Source organism: Ruminococcus flavefaciens, from assembly GCF_900116855.1.
In the GTDB taxonomy this organism is placed as follows: Bacteria; Bacillota; Clostridia; order Oscillospirales; family Ruminococcaceae; genus Ruminococcus; species Ruminococcus flavefaciens_R.
The window spans coordinates 92,740-115,792 of sequence record NZ_UETD01000013.1; the positions used below are offsets into that span (position 1 = coordinate 92,740).

A 23,053-nucleotide genomic window follows, 5' to 3' on the forward strand; every position below is an offset into this window, starting at 1 on the left:
GATAAAAGCCTGCATACATATATATTGTACACATTTTCACAGAGAATGTCAAGTTAAAAGCGGTTACAAATTGGCATATCGGCAAAAAATAGGCGCAGCCGCAGGGATGATACTGCGACAGCGCTCAAGAGGTCAATTATTTGTGAGAAGCTTTCTCAGTCTTATATTGTCGAATACATCTATAACGCCGTCGCCGTTGAGATCGGCAGCATCGTTGTCAATGACAGTTTCGGCTTTCAGGAGATATTTCTGGAGAAGTACCAGATCGGATACGTTTCGTGATCCGTCACCGTTTATATCACCGAGGACAGGAGTTGTTTCCTCGGGGACGATGGGCTCGAGAACGAATTTCTGGCTCTCGCTTCCCGTAAACAGGTTCACACAGAACTCCTTTTCCGATTCATCTGTAGGATAGGGGAGATCAGCGCAGGTGATGCCCTGAGTCAGGGAATAGCTTCCGTCGCTGTTGCAGATGACAGTGAATTTCTGGGAGTCGTCGCCTGTGAACTCTGTCAGCTCAAAATACTGCCCCTCATTTGAGGTAAGAGCTTTTCCGCGCTTGTCCTTGACAGAGTAGGTGCCATCGGAAAGTCGCGTGAAGGTCCATATCTGATCGTTAAGGGTAAAAGGCATATTGCCGAACATATCAGGCTGAACACTGATACCCTGAGCGTTGAACTGTACTATCTTGCCTTTCATATTGAACAAATAAAGGCCGCTGCTGACGTTTCTTATAGTGTAGCTTCCGTCGGTAACTGCGGGGTGAACAGGGAGCAGGCTCCATAGCTGGCAGCCGCCCTCCCAGTAGTTCCACTGGTTGATGTTGCCGCCGTTTTCCTTTGACCATTCATAGACATCAAGACCGCCCTTGCCCTCTGAGCACTTGGAAACTATTCCGTAGTCCAGACCGCTTTTTACCAGTCTGAACAGCTGATTGGACTTGCCGCTGTACTTCTGGAGCTCAATGTTTACACCGTCCGCGGCTGAGTTTTCTGCCACAGCCATACACATGGATTCGTCGCCAACAGATACTATCCTGCAATAGTCCTTGTCAACGGAGATGATACGCCATTGCTGAGCCCAGCTGCCGTTGCGCTCCCACTGCTGGATATTGGTACCCTCGTCCAGCTTGCCGTTTGGCAGGTCGATAGCCATGCCGCTGTTCTGGTTCACTATGTAATATGAAGCACCGCTGAGAAGTGCAGTGCCGCTGAGATAGGGCTCTGCACCTGTGCCGGATACTGTTTCGGCTTTGTTTATGAGCTGAGACTCGCTGTCGGTGAAGTCAGCAGTTGCCGAGCGCAGAGAACCTGTGAACTGCTTTGTCTGAGCGCCCCATATGGTGTGGTTGTTGGTGCCCACAGCAGTAAATGACATGACCTTTTTACCGTTCTCGTCCTTGGCAGCGAGGAAATAGCCGTTGTAGACCTGCCCGTCTATGGTTATTTCCGCAGCGGAGGTGTCCATAGCCTGAGACCATTTTCCTGTAGCCGCACCGCTGATACTTCCGTCGGAGTTTAGCTTTATATTGCTGTAATTGATTATCTTTCCGTCGGTAGCTGTACCGTGGTCAATGAATTCATAATCACCGACGATATCCTCGGTATTGTAGCCTGTTGCGGACATTTCGTCCCTTGCATATTCAAAGGGAGCCACAACCGGCCAGCCCTTTTCGTTGAAGTACATCGAGTGTACACGGACCTCATGGAACTCGTTGCCGTCGTCAAATCTGGCGTGATAGAAAAGGTACCACTTTCCGTCATCATCGCGGAGCACTGAGTTGTGTCCGCAGGCCATATAAGCTTTGTCAAGGGAGCTGAATTTGTAGTTGCCCATGACCTTCAGACCTGTTGCGTCAAGGTTGGGATTTGTGGGCAGTACAGCCTGCCTTCCTGCCGGGTCTGTGAACGGACCGAGAGGTGATGTGGAGCGGAATACGCGCATATTGTAGCCGCCGTTGGAGGTAAGTCCGCCATAAGTTACCCACAGGTAATAGTAGCCTGTATCGGCGTTGTACTCAATAAAGGGACCCTCACCGGATTTGCCGTAGCCGCCGGATATTTTTGTGCCAAAGTAGCTGTCCACCATGCGTCCGTCGGAGGTCTGTCCTGTTTTGGGATGTATGCACTGACCTGTTGCAGGGTCTATCTCCAGAGTGAAGATACCTCCCGACCACGAGCCGTAGCACATATACATCTTTCCGTCGGTATCAAAATATATGGTCGGATCGATAGCGTTGGGGAAAAGCTGGTTATTGAAGTCATTATTTCTGAACCAGCTGTTGTTGAAGCTTACCTGACCTGCTGCAATAAGCTCGTCGATATTTGTAGAGGTATATTTCTTGTTCACATTCTTTGTGGAGCTCTTAACATAGGCGTCATTGTTCGTGAAGCCGGAGTATATGAGAGTGTCCACAAATGTATAGGGACCCTCGATATTCTTTGAAGCAGCATATGCGATTACCGAGCGCATATAGGTCGAAGATGTACAGAAGTACATGAGGTAAGCGCCCTTTGAGCCGTCGCTGTTTATGTAATCGGCGTCCCATACAACATCGGGAGCCCAGACCGCAAAACCGCCCTCGCAATCCTCAAGGTCTTCGCCTGCCCAAGCGAATGCTTTTTTCAGATTCTGAGACAGACTGCCGAATTCCACATTATTGTTCGTGGCATAGCCGTTGGAGAAGCGCCTCCAGTTCATAAGGTCGGCAGATTTAGCTGCTTCGATATGTGAGCCGAAAACGTAATATGTTCCGTTGTCCTTGATAATTGAGGGGTCGTGGACCGATACACGGGCGTTTGCGGCAGATGAGGGTATCACAGCCTGAGCTGACATTATCATCAGTCCCGACAGTGCAGCCGTAAGGAGTTTTTTTAGCTTCATAAACGTCCTCCTTTGATGGATTTATTGTATATATTATAGTGTTTTTTGTAAAAAATGTCAATGCAAACGGAGTGCAGAAAAGTATGCAATTCATTACATATAATGTGCATAAGAGTATAAGGCAGATACATAGAATTGTCCGCCAAAAATGCTGCGATTTTGTCGAAAGTTCCGATTTTTCGGTAAACTCTTGGAAAGTCGGTGCAACTGTGATATAATGTACAAGTATTCATGAATATTTAATATTTAAAGGTGAACGGTGCTTCCTATCGCGCGAGCGGTGCAGGAAGATAATAGGGAAGCAGGTGAAAGACCTGCACGATCTCGTCACTGTGACCGTACAGCATTATCCATGTGCCGGAGAGTGCAGCCACTGCGAAAAGCGGGAAGGCGGAGAAATGTGTTATTGCACGGAAGTCAGGAGACCTGCCGTTTGTCGGTACAGAGCTGAAAGCTCGGATCACGAGGCATTGATCGTACCATTGCTCATATACTGAGTGTTTTGTCATGCCTTCTGCTTTGCGGAGGGCATTTTTGCGCACGACCTTTGTCTCCTGGAAAAACAGGAGGAAAAACATGAAAAAGATTATCGCAGCTATTTCTGCAATCACACTGACGGCAGCCTGCTTTGCTTCATGCAGCAGCGACAGCAAGGACAGTAAGTCCGAATCCGCAACTGAGGCAACGACCGTGGCTGAGACTACGACCGAAGAATCTACAGAGGAAGATACAACAGAAGCGGAGGAAGAGGAAATGGACGACGAGGAGAACTACGACACAGGCGACGCTTCACTTGACAATGTCCGCAATCAGGACGATATAGGCGATAACGAGCTTCTCGTTGTAAGCTTCGGTACAAGCTTCAATGACAGCAGACGCCTTACAATAGGAGCTATCGAGGATGCATTGGAAAAGGCATTCCCCGATTATTCAGTCCGCCGCGGATTTACTGCAAATATTATCATCGACCATGTCAACAGACGCGATGGTATCCTTATTGACGACCTTGATGCAGCACTTCAGAGAGCAGTTGACAACGAGGTAAAGAATCTTGTCGTACAGCCCACCCACCTGATGAACGGACTTGAGTACGATGAGCTTTCAGAGAAGGTCGCAGAGTATTCAGATGCATTTGACAAGGTAGTTATCGGTGAGCCTCTCCTCACAACAGATGAGGACTTCTCAAGAGTAGAGAAGGCTATCACAGAATGGACTAAGGAGTACGATGACGGCGAGACCGCTATCTGCTTCATGGGACACGGTACAGAGGCTGAATCAAACGGTATTTATGCTAAGATGCAGGAGCTTCTCACAGCTGACGGCTACGCAAATTACTATGTAGGTACAGTTGAAGCAACACCTTCACTTGACGACGTAATTGCAAAGGTCAAGGAAGGAAATTACAAGAGAGTTATCCTTGAGCCTCTTATGGTAGTTGCAGGCGATCACGCAAACAATGATATGGCGGGCGACGAGGAGGACTCATGGAAGTCCGCATTCTTAGCCGAGGGCTATGACGTAGAGTGTGTTCTGAGAGGACTCGGTGAGAACGAGGATATCCGCAGCATCTATGTTGACCACGCACAGGCAGCTATCGACTCTATCAAGTGATAAATGATCCGCAGCCGACTCAGTGTCGGCTGCTTCTTTAAAAGGTGATAATATGAAAAAGACTACTATTTTTATTGCTGCGCTGCTGATCTCAGCAGTTTCGCTCTGTTCATGTTCAGAAAAGACAAGCTCATCATCGTCAGCTGTTCAGGAGACTACAGCCACAGAAACTGCCGCTGCCGAGACAACAGCCGAGGAGACCACTTCCGAAGCAACAACAGAACAGGTCACAGCTCCCCAGCAGGAGGTAGGCTATGAGGGCATGGAAGCTGTCTATGCTGACAGCGTAGCCGATGGAGAGTACGACATCAATGTTGATTCAAGCTCCACCATGTTCAAGATAACCGAATGCAAGCTCACAGTAGCTGACGGAAGCATGACCGCAAGGCTTACAATGAGCGGCAGCGGCTATGAGTACCTTTATATGGGAACAGGGGATAAGGCTCAAAAGGCAGATGAGTCTGAGTATATCCCTGCCGAAGAAGAAGGCGATGTTGCAGCCTTTACAGTTCCCGTTGAGGCACTTGATAAGGAGACAGACTGTGCGGCATACAGCAAGAGAAAGGAACAGTGGTACGACAGAAAGCTTGTTTTCCGCGCTGATTCACTTCCTAAAGGCGCACTGCTCGGTGCTGAGGACATAACTCCCGATACTCTCGGTCTTTCAGACGGCGAATATACTATCGAAGTATCTCTTGAGGGCGGCTCGGGAAAGGCTTCCGTTCAGTCTCCTGCAAAGCTCACCGTTGAGAACGGACAGGCTTACGCCGAACTGATTTGGAGCAGCAATAAGTACGATTACATGGTAGTTGACGGTGAGAAGATACTTCCCACAAGCACAGATGAGTTCTCTGTGTTTGACATACCTGTTTCTTCATTGGGTAAGATGGCTGTGTCTGCTGACACAACAGCCATGAGTACACCTCACGAGATAAGCTATACCCTTACCTTTGAGCCCGATACCATAAAGTGATATGCTGAAACGTATATTGCTTTCGGCAGCAGCCTGCATTTTACTTGCAGGCTGTTCTGCAAAAGGGACAGCGGTGTCAAAGACGGAGACTCCCGAAAACAGCCTGAAGCTTGAATATGCAAAGCAGTTCACAGCCGAGTATGTGGATAACGGCTGTACACTTGTCACTATCGGGGAGGACAGGTACATGGTAGTTCCTGAGGGGAAAACAGCTCCATCCGGCTATTCCGACGCAGCTGTCATACAGCAGCCACTTGAATGCGTGTACAATGCCGCTTCCTCTGCTATGGACCTCATAGACGGTGCAGGTGCGCTGGACAGGGTCTCCATGACCTCCACTAAATATGAGGACTGGTGTCTGAGTTCCGTCAGAGAAGCTATGGACAGCGGAGATATAAGCTATATCGGCAAATACAGTGCTCCCGACTATGAGGCTTTGCTTGAAATGGACTGCGGACTCGCCATAGAGTCCACAATGATCTATCACAGTCCAGAGGTCAGGGAGCAGATAGAGGCACTTGGCATTCCCGTGCTTGTTGAGCGATCAAGCTATGAGAAAGACCCTCTCGGCAGAATGGAATGGATAAAGCTATACGGTATACTTTTCGGCTGCGAGGAGCAGGCTGAGCAGCTTTTCAACGAAAAGACACAGCTTCTCGGAGATATACTTACAGATGAAAAGAGCGGAAAAACTGCTGCTTTCTTTTACATTAACTCGTCGGGAGGAGTTGTGGTCCGCAAGCCTGCCGACTATGTTCCCGAAATGATGCGAATGGCAGGGGGAGAGTATATTTTCTCCAACAGCGATCTTGGCACGGATGACAACGCACTTTCTACCATGACCATTCAGCCTGAGACCTTTTATGAGAAGGCGTGGGACGCAGATGTGCTCATATACAATTCCGATATTGCAGGAAGTGTGGAGAGCATCAGCGAGCTTATGGAGAAATATCCGCTGCTGAGTGATTTTACCGCTGTGAAAAACGGTGATGTATGGTGTACTGAGAAAAATATGTTTCAGCAGACCACGGGAGCTGCCGATATGATAGCTGAGCTTCATCTTATTTTTACTGGTGAAGCCGATAATAAAATGAATTTCATGTACAGACTGGAGTGATAACAGTGAAGACTCAGAGAGTACGGCTTATAGCAGGATATATTGTTTTGCTGCTGCTGCTCGTTATCCTTGCGGCAGTAAATATATGTGCAGGCAGCGCGGATATATCCGTATCACGGCTCAGAAGCGCACTTGCCGAACCTGAGTCTGACAAGGTCGCCTATAATATCATAACACAGCTCAGGCTCCCGAGAACTGCTGCGGCAGCTATTCTTGGCGGAGCGCTGGCTGTATCGGGCTTTCTGCTCCAGAATTTCTTTGCAAATCCCATTGCAGGTCCTTATATACTTGGAATATCCTCGGGAGCAAAGCTTACGGTAGCCTTGCTGATGGTGCTGTCCCTGTCACAGGGATTTGCAGTCAGCTCCCTTGGAATGATAGGAGCCGCCTTTGTGGGCGCCATGATGTCTATGGGCATCGTTCTTATGATATCGGGCAGGGTAAAGCGGATGTCCGTGCTTATCGTCTGCGGAGTAATGATAGGCTACATCTGCTCTTCCGTTACAGAGCTCGTGGTGAACTTTTCCGACGACTCAAACATCGTGAACCTGCACAACTGGTCCATGGGAAGCTTTTCCGGCATAGGCAAAGGTGAAGCGCTGACTGCGGCAGCGGTAGTATTTCCTGCCTGCATAGCTGCGTTTCTGCTTTCAAAGCCCATGAATGCCTATCAGCTCGGCGAGAGCTATGCTGTAAATTCGGGTGTGAGGATAAAGGCATTCCGCGCTTTGCTGATACTGCTTTCGAGTATTCTTTCTGCCTGTGTTACTGCATTTGCAGGACCTGTTTCCTTCGTGGGAGTTGCAGTCCCGCACATTATAAAGAGCGTTTTCGGTACTGCAAAGCCCGTTCGGATACTGCCTGCCTGTTTTCTTGGAGGAGCTGTTTTCTGTCTGCTCTGCGACCTTATAACGCGAACGCTGTTTGCTCCCACAGAGCTGAGTATCAGCACGGTAACGGCTGTTTTCGGCGCTCCTGTTGTAGTATATATGCTTCTTCACAGAGAGAGGGGGAGAGCAAATGTCTGAAACGATACTCCGAGCTGAGGAGCTTTCCGCAGGCTACGGCAGAAATGTCGTAGTAAACGGGCTGACCCTCGAAGCTCAGCGCGGGAGGATACTTACTCTCATCGGTCCCAACGGTGCAGGAAAGTCCACTGTACTCAAAACCATCTGCCGTCAGCTCGAGCCCATTGGGGGAAAAGTTTTTATTGATGGCAGAGATATCAGCAGCCTCAGCGGTAATGAACTGGCAAGAGCGGTATCAGTACTCCTCACAGGCAGGATAAAGACCGAATATATGAGCTGTATAGACGTTGTGGAAATGGGACGCTACCCCTACACAGGCAGACTGGGACTTCTGTCCGCGGAGGATCATGAACTGGTAAAGCAGGCTATGGAGCTTGTTGGGGTCACTGAGCTTGCAGAGCGTGATTTTGACAGGATAAGCGACGGACAGCGTCAGCGTGTTCTTCTGGCAGGAGCCATCTGCCGCAGACCTGATGTGCTCATACTTGACGAGCCGACGACCTTCCTTGATGTAAGAGCAAAGCTTGAGCTGATGGATCTGCTGAAAAGGCTGGCTTCCCGGAAGAATATAGCAGTCATTCTTTCGCTCCATGAGCTGGAACTGGCACAGCGAGTATCCGATACGATTCTTTGCATAAAGGACTCAGCTGCTGACAGGATCGGAACCCCTGAGGAGATATTTTCCAACGGTTATATTGGGGAGCTTTACGGAGTTTCCGAGGGGAGCATCTGTGAGGCTTATGGCTCTCCCGAGCTTTCAAGACTCACAGATGCTCCCGGGATATTCATAATAGGCGGAGGAGGCAGCGGTATCTCGCTTTACCGCAGACTCAGACGCAAAGGCATATCTTTTGCGGCAGGCATCATACATGAAAACGATATTGAGTATCCTGCAGCGAAGGCGCTTGCTGCCGAGCTTGTCACCGAAGCGCCATTTGAAGCCGTTTCGGCGGAAAAACTTGCTAAGGCTTCCGAAATAATGAGAAAATGCGGCAGAGCAGTATGCACCGTAAAGAAATTCGGTACAATGAACGCCGGCTGCCGACAGCTTGCCGAAGAAGCTGAAGCTCTCGGAATACTTGAAAAAGAGGAGAATATATGAAGGAACGCTCTGTACTTACCAGAAAAGCAGCTGTAATACCGCTGACGATGCTGTGCTGTCTGCTGTGGGGAAGTGCCTTTCCGTGTATAAAGCTTGGATACGGCTATTCTGGCATAGGCTCCGATGATACAGCTTCACAGATACTTTACGCAGGGCTTCGCTTCGCGCTTGCAGGTGTTCTTGCATTGATCATGGGAAGCCTCACTGCCCGAAAGCCTTTGATACCGAGGAGAAAAGCTGTTCCAAAGATCGTGATGCTGTCACTGTTCCAGACCATATTGCAGTATACGTTCTTTTACATAGGTCTCGCACGCAGCACAGGCATGAAAAGCTCGGTCATCACAGCTTCAAACGTGTTCCTGTCAATACTTGTAGCTTCGCTGATATTCAGAACGGAGAAGCTGACATTCAGAAAGATACTTGGCTGTGCAGTCGGTTTTTCTGGAGTTGTCCTCATTAATCTGAGCGGTATAGGCGGCGGATTCAGGCTGACGGGAGAAGGCTTTGTATTCCTTTCTGCTCTGTCATATGCTTTTTCGGCAGCACTTATAAAGCGTTTTTCTGCTGAGGAAGACCCTGTTATGCTCAGCGGCTGGCAGTTCATCATCGGCGGAACATTCATGACCGTACTCGGGCTTGTTCTCGGCGGACGTATCGGGACTGTCGATCTCCGTGGAGCTGCAATGCTTGTATATCTTGCCATCGTTTCCGCAGCTGCTTTTTCTATATGGGGTACGCTTTTGAAGCATAATCCTGTGTCAATGATATCGGTGTTCGGATTTATGAATCCCGTTTTTGGTGTTATACTGTCGTTCCTGCTGCTTTCTGAGAGGAGTGAGGCAGGTCCGCTGCGTGTTGTTGCAGCTCTCGGACTGGTAGCTCTGGGTATTGTTATAGTCAATTATACGCCAAAGATAATGAGGAGAGAAAAAACTGCTCTTTAAGACTAATTTAAGATTGGTTTAAGGATTAGGGATTATGATGTTACCGATATGATAATTTGGGGGTAAATATATGAGGAAATTTTTGCTTGTTTTAACACTGTGCGGTGCAGTATCCATGCTATGCTCATGCGGGACCGACATAGCAATGCCCGAAGATGAGAATGGTTCCGTAATTTATGTTTCTCCCGCAGATCAGGCGGAGACGGAAGCGGCTTCTGAGGCAGAGACCACAACACCTCAGAAGGCAGATATGAAGTTTTATGTAAGCATCAATTAAGAAAAGCAGCTCGGATGAGCTGCTTTTTTGCTGTGTTTATATTATGATCGGCGTACTTTTCACGGCTGTTTCCCGATTTAACCTGCATAACAGCACTTTTCTCAGTAAATCTTGCTATTTAAAAAAAAATATGTTATTATATAGAGTATGAAAAAGAAAGGTGCTGAACACTATGAACAGGATACTTCTTGTAGAAGATGATAAAGAAATAATAGCCAATCTCACCGAATTTCTTACGGGTGAGGGCTTCAGCGTAAAAAATGCAAACGGTCAGACCAAGGCGCTTGAAATGGTGGAAAGCGGAGAATTTGACCTTGTGCTGCTTGATGTGTCTCTTGCCGAGGGCAACGGTTTTGCGGTGTGCTCTGCCATTAAGGCGAACACCTGCCTTCCTGTGATATTTCTCACAGCATCGGGAGACGAATTCAGCACGGTTACAGGCTTTGATCTCGGAGCTGATGACTACATTGCCAAGCCTTTCCGTCCCCGTGAGCTTGTTTCCCGTATAAAGAACGTTCTCAGACTGACAGGCAGCACAGGCTCGGTGACTCAGCTTGGTGATGTCCTTGTTGATACGGTAAAGGGAACTGCCAGCAAAAACGGTAAGGACCTTTTTCTGTCGGCACTTGAATACAGACTTCTCCTTGTCTTTATCAATAACAGGGGAGCAGTTATGACGAGGACAAAGCTTCTTGAGTCGATCTGGGATATTGCAGGTGAGTTTGTCAACGACAATACCCTTACTGTATATATTAAACGTCTGCGTGAAAAGATAGAGGCCGATCCGTCTGATCCGACTATAATAAAGACTGTAAGAGGTCTGGGGTACAGGGTGGATTGACATGAAGCTAATGAGAAATTCCGAGATAGCTGTCTCGACATTTATAATGTCAGTGATAGCGGTCATAGCGGCAGGCTGTGTATTTTTCTATGACCGAAAGCTGGTCATTCCCTTGCTGCTTCTGTGTGCTGCTTTCATTGCAGTATTCCTGATTTCATCATTTTGGAGATATAAAAGGATAACTAAGCTGTCAAATGATATCGACAGGATACTTCACGGGGAAGAAAACATCAATATCGAGAACTACACAGAGGGGGACATAGGAGTGCTCCGCAGCGAGGTCTACAAAATGACGATACGGCTGAGGGAGCAGAAGTCGGGACTATTGCAGGATAAGGTATATCTTGCCGATCTTCTTGCGGATATATCCCATCAGATAAGGACTCCGCTCACCTCAATAAACATACTTGTATCCATGATCTCCGACCCTGATATGTCTGAGGAGAAGCGCGAACAGACAGTCCATAAGCTATACGGGCTGCTGTCCCGTATAGACTGGCTTATAACTGCGCTGCTGAAAATGTCAAAGCTTGATGCAGGAACTATAAGGTTCCACAAGGAGAAAGTGACCATGAAGGAGCTGCTCGACAAGGCTTGTATGCCTGTGAGAGTTCCTATCGAGCTTCGCGGACAGGAGCTGGACATAATGGCAGAAGGAGAGCTTGAATGTGATGTGGCATGGACTTGTGAGGCTATCGGCAACATAGTCAAGAACTGTATGGAGCACACTCCCGACGGCGGTAAGATCACAGTCAGAGGTACGAAAAATCCGCTATATTCCGAGATCGTTATCACTGACAGCGGAAGCGGTATATCCTCTGAAGACCTTCCGCATATCTTTGAAAGGTTTTATAAGGGCAGGTCATCGGAGGATAAAGGCGGCTTCGGTATCGGCCTTGCTCTTGCACGCATGATAGTGACAGAGCAGAACGGTACTATTAAAGCAGATAATTCTTCTGATGGCGGAGCTGTTTTCAGTATCAGGCTTTATGAGGCAACAGTTTAAGGCAGGGATTTCCTGCCTTTTTCTTTTGTGACAGATTTGTTATATTAAAGTCACCGTTGTGTCATATTGACATGGTAAGATATAGACATAAACTCAGAAAGGAAGATACGCTAATGGAAATATTACGAGTTGAAAATCTTTGCAAGACATACGGAAGCGGTGAAAACGAGGTCCGCGCTCTTGACAATGTGAGCTTTTCGGTTAAAAAAGGAGAATTTGTTGCAATAATAGGTCCTTCGGGTTCGGGAAAATCCACACTGCTCCACATCCTCGGAGGTGTTGACAAGCCCACATCAGGAAAGGTGTTCATGGATGACAGTGATGTATACACTCAGAATGACGAACAGCTTGCTATATTCCGCCGCAGACAGGTGGGACTCATATATCAGTTCTATAATCTTATCCCTGTGCTGAATGTTACAGAGAACATTACTCTCCCTGTGCTTATGGACGGACAGAAGGTCAACGAGGAGAGACTGAACGAGCTCCTTGATATACTCAAGCTCAAGGGCCGTGAGGAGCACCTTCCCAATCAGCTTTCAGGCGGTCAGCAGCAGAGAGTCTCAATAGGCAGAGCGCTGATGAATGCCCCTGCGGTAGTTCTTGCAGACGAGCCTACGGGCAACCTTGACAGCAAGAACAGCAAGGAGATAGTTGACCTGCTGAAAGTCTCCAATAAGAAATACGGTCAGACACTTGTCATCATCACTCATGATGAGAATATCGCACTTCAGGCAGACCGTATCATAGCCATTGAGGACGGCAGGATAACCCGTGACGAGGTGATCCGCAAATGAAAATATTCAACAAGGTAACGCTTCAGTCTCTGAAGAAGAACAAAGCGCGTACTATCGTAACCATAATAGGTATCATGCTTTCCACGGCACTTATATGTGCTGTTACTACATCATTTGCCTCTGCAAGGAACTTTGCTATCGGGTATTACGAATACACCGAAGGAAAGTGGCACGGACTTGAACAGTATACAGACAAGGATACATACGACCTTATAGAAGGCTCCGACAAGGTCAAGGACACAGGAGTCCTGAGCTATATCGGTTATGCTGAGATCGACAGCACTAACAGCTACAAGCCCTATCTCTACATCTCGGGTTATGAGGAAGACGAGACGGGAATAATCCCCATACACATGATCTCGGGACGTCTGCCCGAGAACAGCAGCGAGATACTTCTTCCCGAACATCTCAGCGCAAACGGTGAAGTGGAGCTCCATGAGGGAGACAAGCTCACTCTCGAAATAGGCGACAGAAAGCCTGCTCCCGAGAAAGTCAGGGGAATTGCGGATATTCCCGAATATATAGACATTCCCGATGAGGCGGTAAGCGATATTATCCTTACACAGGAAAATCCTTTTCAGGGATTTGATGATGAGGACGGCGACGCGATCTCGGTAGAAAAACTCGATGTAAGAGAGACAAGGGAATATACGGTTGTCGGATTTTATGAACGCCCTGATTTTGAGGATATTTACTGTGCAGGCTATACCGCACTGACAGTTCCCGATGAGTACACCGATGATACCATGTTCACAGTATACTACCGCATGAACAACATGAAGGATATCTATGACTTCATGAAGGAAAATAAACTTGATGGCATGGCTCATTCTGACCTTCTCATGTTCAGCGGTGTATCGAAGTACAAGACTTTTTACAGTGTGGTATACGGACTTGCTGCCGTAGTTATCGGGCTCATCATGTTCGGCTCCATAATGCTGATATACAATGCTTTCGCTATCTCTGTCGCTGACAGAACGAAGCAGTTCGGACTTCTCTCATCCATTGGCGCTACAAAGAAGCAGCTCCGCAAGATGGTACGCTTTGAAGCGATCTCCCTTGGCGCTATCGGTATCCCTCTGGGTATAATTCTTGGAATAGTGGGTATGTGGGTGACCTTCCTTGCAATCGGAAGCAGGTTCTCTGCATTTGTGGGAGACCGTTATCCCGAGCCCATGCGTATCTGTGTATCGCCCGTAGCTATCGCAGCAGCCTGTGTTATCGCATTTGTGACCATAATGATCTCTGCATGGATCCCATCTATCAGAGCCACAAGGATAACAGCAGTAGAAGCTATCCGCCAGAGCAAGGACATAAAGCAGAAGAAGCACATAAAGACTCCCAAGATAATTCAAAAGCTTTTTGGCGTATCAGGCGTGCTTGCACACAAGTATTTCAAGAGAAGCAAGAAGAAGTACCGTGCGACCATTATCAGTCTTTTCCTGAGCATAGTGCTCTTTATTTCGGCATACTCCTTCACGGCATATCTTGTAGATGCAATAAAGGACGCAAATAATTCTTTTGGAATGGACTACATTCTCAATGTATATGAGCCCGAAGGCGTTGAGGACGCATCTGATGATCCTCTTGAGATACTCCGCTGTATAAGAAACACCGAGCATATAACCGACTCAGCTTTCTATTTAAGCGATTATGGCTTCAGAGTATACGCTGATGAAAGAGATATACGAGAGGAATATATTGAAAAAAATGCTGAGCAGTCCGGACGTGGTGATGAAAATATTAAACATGACGGATTCAGATTATATGATCAGCATTATTATTATGTTGATGATGATACTTTCAGACAGCTTCTTAAAAGCGAAGGTTTATCCGAAAGCGAGTTCATGAATAAAGATCATCCCCTCGGAATACTTGTTGACAATACTCTGCTCTTAAACGAAAAGAGCGGCAGAATGGAGCGGACAAAGATATTCAATAATAATGATTTCGACATAACGCTCCTGAAAAGCAAGAAAATAGAAGGATATTATTATTGTGGTGATTATATTGACAGCGCAATATATGTAAACATTGAGGATGAGCTTGACAAAATGTATGTCCCATATGATGAGTGCCTTGAAGATATTACAATGCATATAGGAAAGGTAACGGATAAGCGTCCTTATTTTGTAAGCTCATATGGAGTGTCCGTGATATATCCATACAGTCTCAGAAAAGAGATACTCGGAGATTATACTAATGATATGTATTCGTATGATTATGCTATCAATGCCGACGATACCAAGGCAGGCTATGAGGCACTGAAAACTACACTCAAGGAAAACGGAATTCCCGACGGAGAGTTCTGGAACTATGCAGAGAGCATTGAGTCAGAACGCAGCATGATAGTCATCGTCAAAGTATTCGCATACGGATTTATCGTACTTATCTCACTTATCGCCGCAGCAAACGTATTCAATACCATAACCACCAATATCAACCTCCGCCGCAGAGAGTTCGCAATGCTGAAATCCGTGGGAATGACAGCAAAGGGCATGAGAAGAATGCTGAACTACGAGTGCCTGCTTTACGGCACAAAGGCACTTCTGTACGGACTTCCCGTATCAGTGGGCGTGACCTATCTCATCTATCTCTCTATCAATGAAGGTATAGACACATCTTTCTTTGTTCCGTGGGTAGCAGTTGCGGTTGCAGTACTCAGCGTATTCCTTGTGGTATTCTCCACTATGATGTTCTCAATGAGCAAGATAAAGAAGGATAACCCCATAGATGCACTTAAAAACGAAAACCTTTGATATAAACAAAAGCCGCAGGTAAAACTGCGGCTTTTTCATGTTATTCGGTTTGTTCATTGCTGTCCAGCCTGTCCATAAGAAAGTTGAACAAGCCTTTACCCTCATCCTTTGAGTCGAGGTCGACATCTTTTGCATTGCTTTTCCATTCGGAGCTGTCGGGAAGATGATTGTAGGCGAGGTTATGCTGGTGCCATTCAAAAGCCATACCCTCGGCAGCTCTGTAGCTCTGCATATCAGCGCTGTGTATGGGGTGTACGGAGATAAGCGCCTGACATATCAAAAGGATATCGTCCTCATCTTCTATCTTGTATGAGTCGGTTATGTGCCAGTTGTCGGGCTCATACAGTGCATAGAACTCCTCGCCGCCATAGCTGAAGATGTAATCCACACCATTTCCGTCGGTATCGTGAAGTCCGATATCATCGGGAGAGCTCAGGAGAGAAGCGTCATATGCAGTATACTCTGTTATGGACTCGGTCACGTCAGTCGGAGCGGCAGTGGTAATTGCTTCTTCTGTAGTTGGTACAGTCACAGCCTCTGTGGTCACCGCTGCGGTATTCTCGGTGAAAGTCACCTTGTTACAGCCCGACAAAACGCTCATCACAGCGGCTGACAAAAGGGCAAGCTGTTTTTTCATGGGCTTTCCTCCCTGTCAGCTGCTCTTGCGGAAGTTCTTGTCAGTGATTATTCTTGCGAAGATAAGTCCCAGAGGGAGTGCTGCAACAATGAGGACAGCCTTTGTGAGCCAAAGACCGCCTGTTGCGATATCGTTGAGAGCGATGTAGTAGATTCCCTTGTACATGAACATTCCCGGAACCATGATAACGATAGACGGAACGGTAAGAGTTATTCTCGGATAGCCTATCCAGTGGTGTATTGCGGAGGCGAGAAGTCCTGCGGTAAGAGCGCCTATGAAAGCTGCAAGACCAACGTGTATCTCAGCCATATCGATGAGCTCAAGACGGAGAGTATTTGCTATCATTCCGATGAGACCTGCTGTTGCAGCCATTTTTCTTGTGCTGTTGAACATAAGAGAAAAACCGTAAACTCCGCAGAAGCTTGTTATCATGGTGATAGCAAATCGGAGCAGGGGATCAAGCTGATACGCTTCAAAGTCCTGAGGATGAAAGTTGAATATGAGGGCTGATACCCAGCCTGTCAGTGTGGCTACAAGGATTATCAGCAGGGCGTAAGTGACTCGCTCGATACCCGAGCGAAGATCCAGCTTTGCAAGGTCCATACCGCCGGTTATCAGCGGAAAACCGGGGATAACGAAAAGCATTGAGCATATGTATCCTGCCTGATGTATGTCGGATACATTCAGCAGGAGCTCTGCCAGCTTTATAAAAAGCACATATGTACAGCAGGCAGATGCAACGCCTATGGCAACATTTGCAAAGAGCGTTATTTGTTTTTCGAGCATTTTCTTTCGGACGAAGTTTCCGACGCCTGCGCCGAAGAATGCACAGATCATCTCAACTATACCTCCGCCGAGGAGAAATGTGAAGGCACAGCAGGCGAGAGCGGAAGCCAGACCGAGGTTCCATGCCTTGTAATTGCCCTTCATATCCTGGAATTTATCCAGTATCATGTGGAACTGCTGAACGGAATATTTTCCCACGCGTTCCGCAAAACCGTCGGCAAAGTTTTCAAGCTCGTTCAGTTTGTCGGTGTTGACGCCTGTATTGTTCAGCGATATAGCGTTGGTGTAGGTCTCACCGTTGCCTATGCAGGTGTATTCTATGGACAGCAGACCGATATCTGCATTGCAGGTTATATCCAATGCTCGGGCAAGCTTGTTCATGGAAGCTCTTACACGCCATGCCGCTGTACCCACAGAGAGCATCATCAATCCTATCCTGCCTACAAGAGTAGCCTTTTCGCTCAGAGATGCGTTTATAGCAGGCTCCATGCTTTCACTGTCAACTACCCCATGCCAGTCTATCGACATATGCTGTTTTCTGAATTTACTCATAAAGCACTCCTTTTTAATTAGTTGGACCAATGTGTATTATACCACCTTTGGAAGAGAAATGCAACACCATTGCAGTAAAAAACGGAGCTTCAAATGCTCCGTTTTTTGTTTATATTATGTTGTTTTTGATAGCAAATACAGCAAGCTGAGTTCTGTCCTTCAGACCAAGCTTTTCGAGAAGGCGTGAGATACCGTTCCTCACGGTACCCTCGGCGAGAAACAGCTTTGAAGCTATCTCCTTATTGTCAGCTCCGTCGCAGATAAGTCTCAGAAAGTCTATCTCGCGGTCGGTGAGGTCAAAGTTTTTAGCATCCTGCTGAACATAAACATCTTTTTTTATGGAGCGGAAGATGTTGTCGCAGAAAACGTTTATACCGCCTGCCACAGCCTTTATGGAGTTGATTATCTTATCGTTGTCCATCTCCTTGAGGATATAGCCGTCAGCACCGCTGGCAATTGCTTTGTCAACGGTCTCCTTGTCATCAAAAGTAGTGAGCACCAGCACCTTTACATCGTGGAGCGTGTCCTTTATTTTCCTTGTGCCGTAGCCCCCGTCATAGTCGGGCATACGCATATCCATGAGGACCACATCGGGCTTCAGCCTTACGCTCATCTCATAAGCTTCCTTGCCGTTTGAAGCCTCTCCCACAACATTCAGCTCGCTGTCGCCTGCAAGCACGGCTTTCAGACCTGCACGGAGTATCTGAACGTCATCAGCAAGAATAATATTTATCATATCTGCACCTCTTTTAACGGAATTTTAATAATCGTATTGAAGCCTTCTCCCTTGACTGAAGAGAATTTTACTGTACCTCCTAGACTCTCGGTACGCTCCCTTATGCCGCGGAGCCCGTTGTGCTCGGATATTTTCTCACATCCCTTGCCATTGTCGAGGATATACATCTCAAGGCGGTCGTCAAGGAACTTCAGGATTATATCTATGCGATCCGCCTCCGAGTATCTGAGGGCGTTGGTAATGGTCTCGCGGCAGTTATCGTACATCTCCTTGATACAGAAGCTGTACCTTTCATCCTCGCTACCTTGTATACACAGCTCTGTCTCTACACCGCGTACAGCGGTTATAACGGTCTGTACAGCCTTTGTTACCGATGTCATGAACTCATCGTCCCTGAGGTTGTTGATAGTGCACCTGAGCTGAGTGACTCCGCTTCGGGAAAGACCGTCTATCTCGGAGATATTGCTGAGCATCGAGCTGATATCGGGGGAGGTTTTTTCGGCTTCAAACCTGAGCATTTTTGCCAGTGAGCTTATCATTGTAAAGGTATGGCCTGCGGAGTCGTGCATCTCCTGAGCGATACGGTTGCGCTCCTGTTCGAGACTGAGCTTTTTTTCTGCGGAGGCAAGCTCGTGATACTCGGTGACATTGCTTATGGTTATTACCTTTGCAACAGTGTTGCCGCTTTTGTTGCAGATGCCGGACTGGTTCAGACTGTAGTAGTTGCCGTTGAGATTGACTTCAGCAGATTTGAAGTCGGGTGAGACATCCTGACCCGAGGCAGCCGAAAGAGCGGCAAGGAAATGCTTGACATCAGTTACGCCTGACAAGAAATCGATGGAGTCGGCGTACCTGTTTTTATATGAAAGATTATTGTTAACATCAAAAATAACAACTCCGCTGTTGATGTTATTTATAGTATCACGGATGGCTATATTATTGATATTGAGCAGACCGTATCTTCCCAGCGCAATGATGATGAGCAGGCTGGAAAAGCCGAAGAAAAGAGGAGTAAGAGTTGCCTTTGACTTAAAAATACCTGCAAGGGAAAGGGTGTTGATACCCAGCGGGATAGCTGCCGACAGTATGAGCAGGATCGACTGCTTTGTTATCTGGTCGGAGCGCCTTGTATGCTTGAGACATATTATGGTAATGCCTGCGATGATACATATGTAATAAATTACCTGAAAAACGTAGAAAAGAGGACCGTATTCCACTTTACCCGCTTCAAAGACGGCATAATAAAGATGATGCATCGGATTTGAAAATGTCATTATTATCGCAGAAACAGTAATTATTGGCATCAGATTGAGAACCTTTCTTACTTTTGCTCCTGCATCTGAGTATTCTGCCGAAAGCATAAGCCAAAGCGGACCGAAACAGCTTATACCCACATTTCCTATGGAGTAGCTTATCCAGTACTGAGTCCTTGTATAAGAAAAAAGAATGAGCATTTCGGAGATGAGCCATAGTACGATCGAGACCTGACAGCTTATGAACAGCCGCGTCAGCCTGTTCTTGTTTCCGCGGCGTATGACCCATGTAAGTGAGCCTATCATACCGCACAGTCCCAGTCCCAGAAGTACGGCAGAGACGATATTATTTACCATATTACACCTCCTAAACTGAATTATAGCATATAATAGAAGAAATAGCAAGGGGCGCGGAGATAAACTGCTGTATTTTCAATTTTTCCGCGAAACAGGGGGGGCTGCGGCTCTCCGCTTATAGTATATAATCCCATGAATAGCAAGAACTGCGGCGTTAAAGTTCATATTTTATGCAGAAAGTGGAAACGCTCCGCATGATGCGGAGCGTTACAGGGTCACCACGTCCAGCTGCTGAATCTTTTTACAACTGATGAACGGAGGGTCTCGTTATTCTTTTTGCAGTATTCATTTACTGCGGCAAGAGCAATAAGTATCATTCCTGCGAAGAACAGGTATATCCACCAGTTGAGTGCCATGAGATATTCTCTTGTAGCGTATAATGTTACTATAAGAAGGCATGATGCAGAGGTAATGAACCATGTCTTTGATCTTGCCATTATTGATACGATAAGCACTAATAGCATAACTGTCATTACGATAATAGTGTTTGCACCGTTGTCAAAGCGTATAGCGTCAATGAGGAGTGCAATGAATGAGAGAATGAATATTGCATTTGAGCTGTATCTGGCTGCCTCGGTGTTTTTACGCCAGATAAAGCGGCAGGCAGCACCTGTGAGTGCAACGATGGCGATCGTTATCTTGGATGAGAGCTCTGCGGAAGATGGTATGAGGAAAGGTCTTGTGATGAGTGCGATAGCTGTAAGGGCTGTTGTAACTGTGAGAAGTATTGAAGCTGTGACAGGGGCGGTATTCTTTTTTATGAAGCAGGCTGTATAGATGGCTGCTGCCATAAGTACTGCAAATGCAGCATTTCTGCTTGAGCCAAACATAAGTATTATTGGCAGCCAGCCTGTTACGAGCATAGAGTCAATAGTGAACTTTTCTTCCGTTGAAGTGAATATGCCTTTGTTGTAGATGGCTCTTGAAACGAGCATATAAACCACAAATACCGACGACATAGCAATGAGCTTCTCTATCTCGTGTTCCATGCTGCCTGTGATCCAGACATATATGGTCATTACAAATGAAGCAGCTGAGATAAGTGATGTGATGTTGCTGCGCACCCTGTTTGATACTGCGAAATGCAGGAGGCATATTGCTGCAGGGATGATGAAGAGGCGATCCAATGCAGGCAGGCACATGAGCATGACACCTGCGATGCAGAGGTCTGTGTATACTGCAAAGAGCATTTTATTTGAAGAACCTGCTGATCTCTTGTTAAGAATGAATGCTGCACCTGTGAAGATGAGAGCAAGTATGCTGTATGATATCAGCAGTACAGTCTTGAATGACAGATCAGCTTCGTATGCTGCGACCTCTGCCAGTCGGAAAAAAGTGATGAGAGGCATGATAACAGCCGATATACCGGCAAGTTTGCTGATGATCTCATTTTTGCTGAATACATATCCGCCTATTATTGCTGACATTAAGAGGCCTATAAGGAGTTCGGGGACGTAAGCCGTTTTTGTTAATTCTTCAAGGCATACTAATGAAGCTATTACAGAAGAACCGAATGTGAAGCTCATTGTGAAAATGTGCCTGAATGCAGGGATAAAGCTGTGCATAAGGTAGAGTGCGAATGATAAAGCGAAGAACAGGAGGATACCGTATCTTACGCCGTGATCCTCATATATAGACAGGCTTCCCATAAGGGCGAGGAGCAGACTAACAAGAGATTCGGCGTATATCAGGGCTTCATTTTTGAAGTATAAGCCGTAGAATATAAGCTGACAGATAATAACTGCGAAGACGAAGTAAGACTGAACTGTGGGTGAGGTAATGACCGAAACAGCGTATACTGCTGATATTGAACCATAGATCAGAGCCGAAACGGAGCCGACTGTTTTGTATGCCATATTGTTTGCAGATCTGACTGTCAGTTTTAAACCGTAGATGAGCGCAGTTATGACTGCCTGAAGAATTATAAATATAGTAACGGAACCTTCGAGATCGTTACCGATCTGCAATGCTGCAAATAGTACGGCGAGAGCTGATACAGAAAGGGCTGTATACATGAGAGCCTGATTCTTGAATATCTTTTTGCCTATGAACAGCATAACAGCAGCTGCTGCCGAGCCAAGTGCAAGCAGTGCAAATGTGCCGTCGCCGCTGAATGACAGCCATTCTCCCATGAGATGGTAGAAGCCTGCTGTCAGTACAGCTGTTGAGATGAAGCCTGTACCAAGGATATAGAATGATATCGATGTGCCTGAGAGCTTGAGGAACCTGCCGATAACTGCGCTGAGCATGAATGATACAACAGAAGCTGCGCAGATTATGGCTACTCTGCCTTCATGTGATGTGTGTACCCAGCTTGCGACTCCGAATGCAAGTCCTGACAGAACTACAAATATGGTTCCGATAAGGAAAAGCACGTTTGATACAGTCATATCGTTTTTTTCTTTGCGAGGAGCATTCATTGTCTGCTCCTGAACGGGATAAGCTGCACGCGGAGGATAAGGAGCAGCACACATACGCGGCGGCGCTGTGTTTCTGTATGCTTGAACTCCGGGCGGCAACGGAGCTGAACTGCTCTTTCCCGATCTGTTTACAATGCTTATGACAATGAAAGGCACTGCAAACGGGATAATAATGAAGAGTGCAACAATAATATAAATATTCAACATATCCATCATCCTTTCTCTGAGTGAATATTGCTGTTGTTTACTGTGACTATATCATAACATTTTTTGTGCGGATATGTAAGGTGTTATTCGTCATTTATGTAATGACAAATGTCACTCATTTGGTGACTGATGACATCTTAAAAACATCATGATAACGTGGTATCATATGTATATGCCATCTATATTGAAAGTCACGCTGAAAAGTGGTATAATATCTACATAATGAAAAGGAGGCAGTTTATATGGATTTTACAGAGCTTTCGGAGAGCAGATACTCCGTCAGGAAGTTTAAGGACAGACCTGTCAGCAAGGAGCATATGCAGATCATCCTGAGAGCAGCACAGCTCGCTCCGACCGGCTGCAATTATCAGCCGCAGAGGATATATGTTGCAGAGAGTGAGGAAGCCATCGGCAGGCTCAATGAGATAAGCAGATGTATCTTTGGGGCAAAGACTGTTCTTGTTTTTACTTATAATGAGGACGAGGAATGGAAAAATCCCCTTGAAAAGGGCAGGCATTCGGGTGAACAGGATGTCAGCATAGTTGCTTCTCATGTAATGCTTCAGGCATGGGAGCTGGGGATAGGCACCTGCTGGGTGAACTACTTCAGCAATTCAAGGCTTGAAAAGGAACTGGGACTCCCCGAAAATGAGCGCTCGGTGCTTATAATACCCATGGGATATCCTGCTGAGGACGCTTCTCCGCTGGCAATGCACAGTGAATATAAGGATATCAGTGATATTGTGAGATATCTGTGAGTGAGGCGT

General features: G+C 46.8%; 18 protein-coding genes and 1 riboswitch. Of the genes, 12 read left to right on the plus strand and 6 right to left on the minus strand.

All coding sequences use genetic code 11. From position 1 onward, the window contains the following. Positions 1-132: 132 nt before the first annotated feature. Positions 133-2,883 (minus strand): RICIN domain-containing protein, encoded by a 2,751-nt coding sequence (locus tag DSZ37_RS14185; RefSeq protein WP_109727545.1) that lies wholly within the window; start codon positions 2,881-2,883, stop codon positions 133-135. A 240-nt stretch (positions 2,884-3,123) separates the two neighbouring features. Continuing rightward, positions 3,124-3,331: riboswitch (cobalamin riboswitch) on the plus strand. Between the two features lie 128 nt (positions 3,332-3,459). Here DSZ37_RS14185 and DSZ37_RS14190 point away from each other — a divergent pair. The 11 genes from DSZ37_RS14190 (at position 3,460) to DSZ37_RS14240 (ending at position 15,338) form a co-directional block, all read left to right on the plus strand. Continuing rightward, positions 3,460-4,494, plus strand: a complete 1,035-nt coding sequence (locus DSZ37_RS14190; RefSeq protein WP_109727546.1) for a sirohydrochlorin cobaltochelatase — start codon at positions 3,460-3,462, stop codon at positions 4,492-4,494. 52 nt (positions 4,495-4,546) lie between these two features. Next, positions 4,547-5,467, plus strand: coding sequence for a hypothetical protein (locus tag DSZ37_RS14195; protein WP_109727547.1), 921 nt, complete (start codon positions 4,547-4,549; stop codon positions 5,465-5,467). Between the two features lies 1 nt (position 5,468). Continuing rightward, the gene (locus DSZ37_RS14200) at positions 5,469-6,584 is read left to right on the plus strand and encodes an ABC transporter substrate-binding protein (protein ID WP_109727548.1); all 1,116 of its coding nucleotides are present in this window, start codon (positions 5,469-5,471) and stop codon (positions 6,582-6,584) included. 5 nt (positions 6,585-6,589) lie between these two features. Then, positions 6,590-7,612, plus strand: a complete 1,023-nt coding sequence (locus DSZ37_RS14205) for a FecCD family ABC transporter permease (RefSeq protein ID WP_109727549.1) — start codon at positions 6,590-6,592, stop codon at positions 7,610-7,612. Beyond that, positions 7,605-8,714, plus strand: coding sequence for an ABC transporter ATP-binding protein (locus DSZ37_RS14210; protein WP_109727550.1), 1,110 nt, complete (start codon positions 7,605-7,607; stop codon positions 8,712-8,714). The genes DSZ37_RS14205 and DSZ37_RS14210 overlap by 8 nt, the downstream gene beginning before the upstream one ends. Continuing rightward, a complete protein-coding gene (locus DSZ37_RS14215) occupies positions 8,711-9,658 on the plus strand; it encodes a DMT family transporter (protein ID WP_109727551.1) in 948 nt (315 codons plus the stop codon). Before DSZ37_RS14210 ends, DSZ37_RS14215 begins: the two co-directional genes overlap by 4 nt. A gap of 70 nt (positions 9,659-9,728) precedes the next feature. Further along, on the plus strand, positions 9,729-9,935 hold the full coding sequence (locus DSZ37_RS14220; protein ID WP_109727552.1) for a hypothetical protein: 207 nt from the start codon (positions 9,729-9,731) through the stop codon (positions 9,933-9,935). A 172-nt stretch (positions 9,936-10,107) separates the two neighbouring features. Beyond that, positions 10,108-10,776 carry a response regulator transcription factor gene (locus tag DSZ37_RS14225; RefSeq protein ID WP_109727553.1) on the plus strand — a complete coding sequence of 223 codons (669 nt, stop codon included), beginning with the start codon at positions 10,108-10,110 and terminating at the stop codon, positions 10,774-10,776. 1 nt (position 10,777) lies between these two features. Beyond that, positions 10,778-11,782, plus strand: coding sequence for a sensor histidine kinase (locus DSZ37_RS14230; RefSeq protein WP_109727554.1), 1,005 nt, complete (start codon positions 10,778-10,780; stop codon positions 11,780-11,782). A 113-nt stretch (positions 11,783-11,895) separates the two neighbouring features. Then, complete coding sequence (locus tag DSZ37_RS14235; protein WP_109727555.1) at positions 11,896-12,579, plus strand: ABC transporter ATP-binding protein; 684 nt, start codon at positions 11,896-11,898, stop codon at positions 12,577-12,579. After that, entirely contained in the window at positions 12,576-15,338 is a 2,763-nt protein-coding gene (locus tag DSZ37_RS14240; protein ID WP_109727556.1) for an ABC transporter permease, read from the plus strand. Before DSZ37_RS14235 ends, DSZ37_RS14240 begins: the two co-directional genes overlap by 4 nt. Before the next feature lie 40 nt (positions 15,339-15,378). Here DSZ37_RS14240 and DSZ37_RS14245 read toward each other — a convergent pair whose 3' ends face one another. The 5 genes from DSZ37_RS14245 to DSZ37_RS14265 form a co-directional block, all read right to left on the minus strand. Beyond that, positions 15,379-15,975, minus strand: a complete 597-nt coding sequence (locus tag DSZ37_RS14245; RefSeq protein ID WP_109727557.1) for an acid shock protein — start codon at positions 15,973-15,975, stop codon at positions 15,379-15,381. 15 nt (positions 15,976-15,990) lie between these two features. Further along, positions 15,991-17,313: a threonine/serine ThrE exporter family protein gene (locus DSZ37_RS14250; protein ID WP_109727558.1), complete on the minus strand. Its 1,323-nt coding sequence runs from the start codon at positions 17,311-17,313 to the stop codon at positions 15,991-15,993. A 109-nt stretch (positions 17,314-17,422) separates the two neighbouring features. Further along, positions 17,423-18,049, minus strand: a complete 627-nt coding sequence (locus DSZ37_RS14255) for a response regulator (protein WP_109727559.1) — start codon at positions 18,047-18,049, stop codon at positions 17,423-17,425. Continuing rightward, positions 18,046-19,659: a sensor histidine kinase gene (locus tag DSZ37_RS14260; protein ID WP_109727560.1), complete on the minus strand. Its 1,614-nt coding sequence runs from the start codon at positions 19,657-19,659 to the stop codon at positions 18,046-18,048. Before DSZ37_RS14260 ends, DSZ37_RS14255 begins: the two co-directional genes overlap by 4 nt. A gap of 215 nt (positions 19,660-19,874) precedes the next feature. After that, entirely contained in the window at positions 19,875-22,079 is a 2,205-nt protein-coding gene (locus tag DSZ37_RS14265) for a hypothetical protein (RefSeq protein ID WP_146198196.1), read from the minus strand. 449 nt (positions 22,080-22,528) lie between these two features. On the opposite strand from DSZ37_RS14265, the gene DSZ37_RS14270 reads away from it, so the two are divergent. Then, a complete protein-coding gene (locus DSZ37_RS14270; RefSeq protein ID WP_109727562.1) occupies positions 22,529-23,044 on the plus strand; it encodes a nitroreductase family protein in 516 nt (171 codons plus the stop codon). Positions 23,045-23,053 lie beyond the last annotated feature (9 nt).